The 8,421-nt window shown below is 65.8% G+C and carries 8 protein-coding genes and 1 pseudogene; 6 read left to right on the top strand and 3 right to left on the bottom strand.

Annotation, left to right across the window (positions count from 1 at the left end; all coding sequences use genetic code 11):
* Positions 1 to 60: 60 nt before the first annotated feature.
* Positions 61 to 1,029 carry an ABC transporter ATP-binding protein gene (locus ACSHZY_RS15665; protein ID WP_435170718.1) on the top strand — a complete coding sequence of 323 codons (969 nt, stop codon included), beginning with the start codon at positions 61 to 63 and terminating at the stop codon, positions 1,027 to 1,029.
* Entirely contained in the window at positions 1,026 to 2,021 is a 996-nt protein-coding gene (locus ACSHZY_RS15670) for an ABC transporter ATP-binding protein (protein ID WP_435170720.1), read from the top strand. Before ACSHZY_RS15665 ends, ACSHZY_RS15670 begins: the two co-directional genes overlap by 4 nt.
* 11 nt (positions 2,022 to 2,032) lie before the next feature.
* Here ACSHZY_RS15670 and ACSHZY_RS15675 read toward each other — a convergent pair whose 3' ends face one another.
* Positions 2,033 to 2,413: a RidA family protein gene (locus ACSHZY_RS15675; protein ID WP_435170722.1), complete on the bottom strand. Its 381-nt coding sequence runs from the start codon at positions 2,411 to 2,413 to the stop codon at positions 2,033 to 2,035.
* A gap of 69 nt (positions 2,414 to 2,482) precedes the next feature.
* On the opposite strand from ACSHZY_RS15675, the gene ACSHZY_RS15680 reads away from it, so the two are divergent.
* The 4 genes from ACSHZY_RS15680 to ACSHZY_RS15695 are packed head-to-tail and all read left to right on the top strand — an operon-like array spanning position 2,483 to position 7,667.
* Positions 2,483 to 3,754 (top strand): NAD(P)/FAD-dependent oxidoreductase, encoded by a 1,272-nt coding sequence (locus tag ACSHZY_RS15680; protein WP_435170724.1) that lies wholly within the window; start codon positions 2,483 to 2,485, stop codon positions 3,752 to 3,754.
* Positions 3,751 to 4,545 (top strand): NAD(P)-dependent oxidoreductase, encoded by a 795-nt coding sequence (locus ACSHZY_RS15685; RefSeq protein ID WP_435170726.1) that lies wholly within the window; start codon positions 3,751 to 3,753, stop codon positions 4,543 to 4,545. Before ACSHZY_RS15680 ends, ACSHZY_RS15685 begins: the two co-directional genes overlap by 4 nt.
* A complete protein-coding gene (locus tag ACSHZY_RS15690) occupies positions 4,538 to 6,487 on the top strand; it encodes an alpha/beta hydrolase domain-containing protein (protein ID WP_435170728.1) in 1,950 nt (649 codons plus the stop codon). Before ACSHZY_RS15685 ends, ACSHZY_RS15690 begins: the two co-directional genes overlap by 8 nt.
* A gap of 16 nt (positions 6,488 to 6,503) precedes the next feature.
* Positions 6,504 to 7,667 carry a pyridoxal phosphate-dependent aminotransferase gene (locus ACSHZY_RS15695; RefSeq protein ID WP_435170729.1) on the top strand — a complete coding sequence of 388 codons (1,164 nt, stop codon included), beginning with the start codon at positions 6,504 to 6,506 and terminating at the stop codon, positions 7,665 to 7,667.
* Here the strand turns inward: ACSHZY_RS15695 and ACSHZY_RS15700 are convergent.
* Both ACSHZY_RS15700 and ACSHZY_RS15705 read right to left on the bottom strand, forming a co-directional pair.
* Positions 7,664 to 7,882, bottom strand: a complete 219-nt coding sequence (locus tag ACSHZY_RS15700) for an Lrp/AsnC ligand binding domain-containing protein (protein WP_435170731.1) — start codon at positions 7,880 to 7,882, stop codon at positions 7,664 to 7,666. The genes ACSHZY_RS15695 and ACSHZY_RS15700 overlap by 4 nt on opposite strands.
* Positions 7,883 to 8,249: 367 nt before the next feature.
* Positions 8,250 to 8,421, bottom strand: a pseudogene (locus tag ACSHZY_RS15705) (IS5/IS1182 family transposase); the annotation flags it as partial.

Below are 8,421 nucleotides of genomic sequence, written 5' to 3' on the forward strand. Positions count from 1 at the left end.
TACATCATCCGGCACTTGCAGCATGTTGACCCCACGCCGCAGCACCCAAGGAAGGCACCCGTGATACAGCCCGTGCTTCAAATCCGCGATCTCAACGTCGAACTGTGGCGTGGCCATCTTCGCATGCGGATCGTTCGCGACGCGTCGCTGGACCTTGCCCCAGGGGAAATTCTTGGGCTGGTGGGCGAATCCGGAGCCGGAAAGTCGATGCTCGGCTCTGCCATCACTGGCCTGATCGAGATGCCGCTGATGCGCACCTCGGGGCAGATCACGCTGGACGGGCAACGGATCGACACGCTGTCGCAGCGCCGGATGGCGGACATCCGCGGCGCGGGAATCGGGATGATCTTCCAGGACCCGCTGACCTCCCTGAACCCGGTCTTCACCATCGGACGGCAGCTGGTCGAAACGATCGAGCGTCATACCGACCGGCATGGCAGCAATGCGCGGGCCGAAGCTGTCAGCCTGCTGCAACAGGTCGGCATCCCTGCGGCGGAGGCCCGGCTGGGCAGCTTCCCGCATGAATTCTCGGGCGGGATGCGCCAGCGCGTCGTTATCGCCCTTGCCCTTGCAGGCCGCCCCAAGGTCATCATCGCGGACGAGCCGACGACGGCACTGGATGTCTCCATCCAGGCCCAGATCATCAACCTGCTGAAACGGATCTGCCGCGAACGCGGGACGGCCGTGATCCTCGTGACCCACGACATGGGCGTGATCGCCAACGCTGCCAGCCGCGTAGCCGTGATGTATGCGGGCCGGATCGTGGAAATCGGCCCCGTCGCGCAGGTCATCAGCGGCGCGCGCCACCCTTACACGCGCAGCCTGATGCGCTCGATCCCCGAGGTGGGACGCCGCCATCACCGCCTTCCGCAACTGAAAGGCGCGATGCCACGCCCCGATGCCCTGCCCCAGGGTTGCGCCTTCAACCCACGATGCGAGCGGGCCTCCGATCGCTGCCGCGCCGAACGCCCCGATCTGAGAGATCAGGCTGCCTGCTTCCATCCCCTGTCGTCGGAGGACGCCGCATGAGCGAGCCCGATATCCTGCGCGTCGATGGGTTGACCCGCACCTTCGGCAATGGCCCCGGACTTCTGGACCGGCTGACAGGCCGCCCCGGCCCCCGGCGCGTGCAGGCCGTGCGCGGCGTCGATTTCCGCATCCTTCCGGGCCGCACGCTGGCGCTGGTGGGCGAATCCGGATGCGGGAAATCCACGGTCGCTCGGATGGTGGCAGGGCTCGATCTTCCGACCGCCGGCTCCGTCCGCTTTCGCGGAATTGACATGCGGGCGGTTGCCCTCAAGGCGACGGCTGAACGGGCGCAGGTCCAGATGATCTTTCAGGACCCTTACTCCTCTTTGAACCCGCGCTGGACGGTGGGGCGGTCCATCGCCGATCCGATCCTGTCACTGGGATTGGAAAAGGACCGCCGCAAGGTCGCGCAAATGGTGTCGGACCTGCTGTCGCAGGTAGGACTGTCCCCCGTCGATGCCGCGAAATACCCGCACGAGTTTTCTGGGGGCCAGCGTCAGCGCATCGCCATCGCGCGGGCTCTGTCCACCCGCCCCTCGCTGATCATCTGCGACGAGCCAACCTCGGCGCTGGATGTGTCCGTGCAGGCGCAGATCCTGAACATGATGCGCGATCTTCAGGACGATCTGGGCCTGACCTTCCTGTTCATCACCCATGATCTTGGCGTCGTCGATCACATGGCGGACGAGATCGGGGTCATGTATCTGGGCCAGATCGTGGAGATGGCCGACCGCGACACGCTTTTCGCGACGCCGCGCCACCCCTACACGCAGGCGCTTCTGGGCGCGATGCCCAAGCTGGATGCCGGGGCCGAACTTGCCCCGCCAAGCGGAGAACTGCCCGATCCCGCCAATCCGCCCTCGGGCTGTCCGTTCCGCACGCGCTGCCCGCACGCGATCGGCATCTGCGCCGAAGCGCGGCCCGACCTGCGCCAGGTTGGCGGTGCGCGTGTCGCCTGTCACCTAGCGGAAGATTTGAGGGCGGCCGCGTGACCGCCCCCGTTTCAGCGCACAATGCGCGCCACAGCCTCGATCTCCACCTTGATCTCGTCGTTGACGAAACCGCAGGTGACGGTCGTGTTGGTCGGGCGCGGATCATCGAAAATCTGGCCCAGCACCTTGGAGATCGGCAGGATATCCTCGCGCCGCGCGGCGAAGACGCGGACCGAAACAATGTCGGCCAGCGTGCCGCCCGCCTGTTCCATGACGCTTGCAATGATGGCTATCGCCTTTTCTGTCTGGGCCATGGCGTCGTCGGGATCAGTCTCGCCCGCGACGTATCCGGCGGTGCCGGAAATGAACACCCATTCGCCATCCACGACCGCACGGGAATATCCCGCGATCTTTTCGAAAGGGGAGCCCGAGTAAATCGACTTTCTTGCCATACGTACCGTCTCTCACATTGATCAAATGATCGTTATATGTGGAATCAAGTCTCGACAAGAGGATACGGCATGACGCCGCAGGATACGATCTGGACCCGGACCGCCCGAGTGGCCTTTTGCACCGATGGCAAGCTGACCCATCGCGTCGAAGTGGCCGTGATCGGCGCGGGCTTCACAGGCCTGACGGCCGCGCGGGAACTTACGCTGTCAGGTAGATCCGTGGCCGTTTTCGATGCGGGCCCCTTGGGTGCCGGCGCCAGCGGCATGAATGCGGGCTTCGTCGTCCCGAACTTCGCCAAGGCGGATCCCACGACGGTCCGGGCTCGTCTTGGGGGGCGCGCCGATGCGCTGCTGCGTCTGATCGGGGCCGGCGCCTGCAACGTTTTCGATACCATTGCCAAAGAAGGCATAACCTGTGACGCGGCGCAGACCGGCTGGCTGAACCCTGCCCATGGCGCGGCCGCCGCCGAGATGCTGCGGGCGCGGGCACGGCTGTGGTCCGACATGGGCCGGCCGGTGCGCTTTCTCTCCCCCGGCGAAACGGCGGAACAGACCGGCATGGATATCTATTCCGGCGCCCTGCTGGACGAAGAGGGCGGCACGATCCACCCCCTCGACTACCTACGCGGCCTTGCACGGGCGGTTCAGCGGCGGGGCGGCACCGTGCATGAAGGGCAGCCCGTCCAAAGGATCGAGAAGGCGGCGTCCGGGTGGACCCTGCACCTGCCCGACGGGATGGTGCAGGCAGGGACGGTGCTGCTTTGCACCAACGCCTTCACCGACGGTGCGGCGTCGCGGCTTGGCCGTTCTGCGGTGCCGCTGCGGGTCTATCAGCTTGCCACGGCACCGCTGGACGCAAAGACCGTCGCGCGGATCGCGCCCGACCGCCGCCCGGTGGGTGATACGCGGCAGAACCTGTTCACCTACAGGCTGGACCGCAACAACCGCCTGGTTTCCGGCGGGATGGCGGCGGTCCCGCTAGGTGCCAAAGCCCGTCTTGGCCGCGCCGTGGTCGAACGATTGGCTCATGAACTGCGGTTGCCGTTCGTTCCAGAGGTGGAGGTTGTCTGGACCGGAACCGCGGCGATGACGCCCGACTTCCTGCCCCGCATCCACCAGCTGGGCGATGGCTTTTTCGCGGGTATCGGCTGCAACGGCCGCGGCATCGCCATGACGGCACAGCTTGGCGGCGTCCTTGCCCGCGCCGCGATGGGCGAGGATCCGGCGGCGCTGCCTGTGCCCCTGCGCAAGTTGCGCCCGCTGCCGTTCCACCGATTCACACCGGTCGTTGCGTCGCTGGCGCTGGTGCAGGCGCGGTTGAAAGACAGGTTCGCGGCATGAGAGTCGGCGTCATCGGCTTGGGCCGGATGGGCGGCCCGATTGCCCTGCATCTGTCCCAAGCGCATACGGTCACGGTCCTGCCGCCGCGTGGCGGTTACGACGGGCCCTTGCCTTGTGCCGCCGATGCTCGGGCGCTTGCCGAAGGGTCGGACCTGATCGTGACCGTGCTACGCTCCTCGGACGAGGTGGCGGGGCTGATGTCGGACCTGCTGGCAGGTGCGCAACCCGGTCTGTTGCACATCGACCACTGCAGCGGAGATCCCGCGCGGTCCGAGCGCTTTGCGCAACGCTGGCGGGAGGTGGGCTGCGATTACGTGGATGCGGCACTATCGGGCACGCCGGACCTTGCCGCGCAGGGCAACCTCAAGCTGCTCTGCGGCGGAACTGCTGATCAGATCGCCCGCGTCCGAAGCCTTGCAACCTACGCGCCCGAGGTCATCCATGCGGGCGGCACAGGGCGCGGCCACATGCTGCGCCGGATCGCGGGGGTGATGGGATACGGCATCGCCGCCCTGTCCGCCGAGATCCTGCTGATGGCCGAACATGCCGGAATCGATCCGGACCACGTTCACCGAATGATCACCGGAACCGGTGCCGACAGCCGCACTTTCCAGGCGGTCCATGCCCGCATCCCCCGCGCGGTGCCCATCGCGGCCGTCCGGCGCGAGTTGGCTGGCATCCCCGCTTCCGGCCCGATGCTGACGGCAACCCGAACCCTTTACGCACAGGTGCGGCCCGACGCGCTGATCTCCGACCTCTTCCAAGCCCTGAAAGACCCCGAACATGAGTGACATCGTCCGCCTGACCTTCACCCGCGACGAGCCCTTTGCCGGCGGACTTTCCATTGGGGACACAGGCGCCTACCGCTTACGCGAGGGTCGCGCCACTATCCGCATCGCCCCGAACCGGATCGGCGCCGATGGCGTGTACGAGGTCGAGCATATCGCCACCGAAGACGGCCTGATCACCACCACGACAGACGTCTGGATGCTGGAGCCGGAAGACGCCGCCCGCGCGAACGGCGTCCTGTTGTTCGAGTTTGTCAATCGCGGCAACAAGCGGGTGCTTCAATTCTTCAACTCCGCAAGTGCCACGAACATGCCGAAGGACGGCGGAAACGGCTGGCTGATGCGGCAGGGTTACACGATCCTGATCGCAGCCTGGCAGGGTGACGTGCTGCCGGGCGACGGGCGCGTGACCATCGATGTGCCAGGATATTCCGGTCCCGATCATGCAATGACCGCCGAGGTCACGGCGGAATTCGTCAACGAGGGGCCGGTGATGACCGTCCTGCCGCTGTCAGGCAAGACCGGCACCCGCAGCTATCCCGCCGACTTGGAGGCGCCCGCCCGGCTGACCCGCCGCCGCTATCCCCACAGCGCGCCCGAGGATGTCTCAGGCTGGTCCTTTGCGCGGATCGAAGGCGCGGGCGGCGCCCTTGGTGCGGGCGACGTGCAAGGGGCGGAACAAGCCATTGTCCCCTCCCCCCGCCACATCCACCTGCCGCAGGGTTTCCAGCCCGGCTGGCTGTATCACCTGACCTATACCGCGACCGATCCCATCGCGCTGGACATCGGGTTCGTCGCGGTGGCGGAGCTTGTCGGCCACCTGAAACGCGAACGCGGGTGGAAGGCCGTCGGTTGGGGCCGTTCGCAATCGGGGCGCGCGATCCGCGATTTCCTGCACCGCGGCTTCAACCGCGACCATGCGGGCGCGCGGGTGTTCGACGGGATGCTTCCCCACATCTCGGGCGGTGGAAAGACGACGATGAACCGCTTCATCAACCTCGTCATCGCCGCCTCCCGCGAGTTCGAGGATCATGCCAACCCCTCCGACCGCTTCCCCTTCGCCTATGCAATGTCGCGGGACCACATCACAGGGGCCGAGGACGCGATCCTGAAGCGCCCCGAAACCGACCCCAAGGTGATCCACACCCACAGCGCCGCCGAATACTGGCATCGGCGCGGGTCGCTGGTCCACACCGACACGCAGGGAAACGATCTGCCGATCCCCGACAATGTGCGGGTGTTCATGTGGTCGTCCTCGCAGCACTGGTCGGACCCGGTGCCATCGCTGCCGCCGGTCGGGCCATGCCAGAATTTCCAGAACGTCGTGCACACCTCGGCCTTCTTCCGCGGCACCCTGACGCTGATGACCGATTGGCTGAACGGAGTGGAGCCGCCGGAGAGCCGCATTCCCCGGCGTGCCGATGGCACGCTGGTCGGGATGGACGAGTGGCGCTTTCCCGCCATTCCCGCGACCATGCTGCCGAAGGGGCCGAACCCCTTGGTGCATATCGATTACGGCCCAGGCTTCGACAGAGGTGCCGCGATGGAAGGTTGCACCCAGACGGACGGCGAGTATGCCGTGCTGGTCCCCCAATCGGACGAGGGCGGCAATGACATCGCCGGCCTGCGCGCGCCCATGGTGATGGCCCCCATGGGCAGCTACACCGGCTGGAACCTGCGCCGCCGCGGGCATGGGCACGGGATGCTCCACGGCTTCTCCGGCAGCTACATCCCCTTCCCCGAAACAGCGGAGGAGGCCGCGCTGACCGGCGATCCGCGCCCGCCGGTCCTGGCCCTTTATCCCGACGCCGATACCTATTCTGCGGCCATCCGCGCCGCCGCCGAACGGCTGGTCGCCGACCGTTTCATGGTGGCCGAGGATGTGGCCTTCGCCGTCGCCATGGCGGCCCATTGGGGCCGCATCAACCATCTCCATTCGCTCTGAACGTCAGGAAGAACCAATGAAACATCTGGCAAAACGGATCACCGGAACGTCGAAGAAATCCTTCGGCATGTATGGCCGCGCCGCCGCAATCACGGACCGCGAGCTGATTCACATGGAGCTTGGCCGCCCCCATGCCGACACGCCCGACCATATCAAGGAGGCGACCATCGCCGCCCTTCGCGCGGGCAAGGTGCATTATTCCAGTCTTTCCGGCGAACTGCATCTGCGGCAGGCGCTGCGCGAAAAGTTGGCCGCCAAGAATGCCATGGACATGGACGTGGACCAGATCATCGTGACGAACGGCCTCACCCACGCCTCCTATGCCGCGATCATGGCCTTCATCGACGAGGGCGATGAGGCCATCCTGCTGGAGCCGTATTACCCCCAGCATATCGGCAAGATCGAACTGGCGGGCGGCAAGGTCGTCATGGCCCAACTTGATGCCAAAAACGATTTCCGCATCGACCCCACGCTGATCGAGCCGAAAATCACCCCGCGCACCAAGATGATCGTGCTGATCAACCCCTGCAACCCGACCGGCCGCGTCTACAGCCGCGAGGAGCTTCAGGGGCTGGCCGATCTTGCGATCAAGCACGACCTGCTGGTCATCTCGGACGAGGTTTACGAGGATATCCTGTTCGGCGGGGCCAAGCATATCTCCATCGCCTCGCTGGCCGGCATGGCCGAACGCACGGTCAGCATGTTCGCCTTCACCAAAAGCTATGCGATGGATGGCTGGCGCATCGGTTACATGACCGCGCCGGAATGGGCGATCGGCGGCCTGCTGAAGATCACCGCCAACGACGTGACCCATGTGAACACCTTCATCCAGGACGGTGCCTTGGCTGCCGTCACCGGCGATCCCGCCGTGCTGGCGGACCTGATCGCCGAGGACAGGGAGAAGCGGGACATCGTCGTCACGCGCCTGAACCAGATGGCGGGCGTCACCTGCGCCTGGCCCGAGGGCACGATCTATGCCTTTCCGTCGATCAAGGGCACGGGGCTTGGATCGCAGATCGTCGCCGAGCGGCTGCTGGACGAAACCGGCGTCGTGGTGGAGGCGGGAAGCTTCTACGGCGCGGCCGGCGAAGGACATATCCGCGTCTGCTTCGGGTCGCTGTCCACGCCCCGCATCAACGAGGCGATGGACCGGATGCAGCGCTTTTTCGGCGCGCTTTAAGGCCGCAGCGCTTTCGCGGCATTGGCAAGTGACTGCCGCGCCTTGATCACCCGCGTGGCGACGACGCTTTCCGTCCTCGCCACGCCGGACATCCTCGCGATCTCCTGCCGCATCAGCCGGTCCAGCGCGTTCACATCAGCCGCGATGACGTGCAGCAGATAATCCCCCGCCGCGGTGGTCGCATGGCAACACCAGATTGCGGGGTGGTTGCGCAACTCTTTCCGACGCGTGGAGATGCAGGGTCACCTGCCCGAACGCCTCGATCCCGAAACCGAGCGTGGCGGTTTCCAGCAGGGCTGGCATATCCCGTGACGATGCCCGCCTCCTCCAATGCCTTGATCCGCTTGTAGACGGGGGCTTCGACATGCCCTGCCCTTCGGCCAAATCGGCACAGCCGCACGTCGGATTCCAACGCGGCGGGAAGGTTCAGGTCCACGTTATCCAGCGTTCCCCGTTACCCTGTTTTTGTATCGCATTGTTCTCATAATGATGACGTAATGGCGAATAGGTGTTCGATTGTGTTTGAAAACTCGGCCCGGATCCTGCGATGACGTCGCGCTGAGATCGGCCTGCGCGCTCCCGTCACGCCGCGTGTGGGGCGCCGGGGACCAGTTTTGCCGGTGTGCGGAGGTTCTGGGTGGTTGCGGCGGGGTGGAACTTGTCCTTGGCGCCGTTCGGGCCGCGCAGGCGCAAGCGGCCGAGGCGCAGGATGCGCTTGAGGTGGGCGAAGAGCATCTCGACCTTCTTCCGCCGT

The organism is Falsirhodobacter sp. 1013 (assembly GCF_051195255.1).
GTDB lineage: Bacteria > Pseudomonadota > Alphaproteobacteria > Rhodobacterales > Rhodobacteraceae > Falsirhodobacter.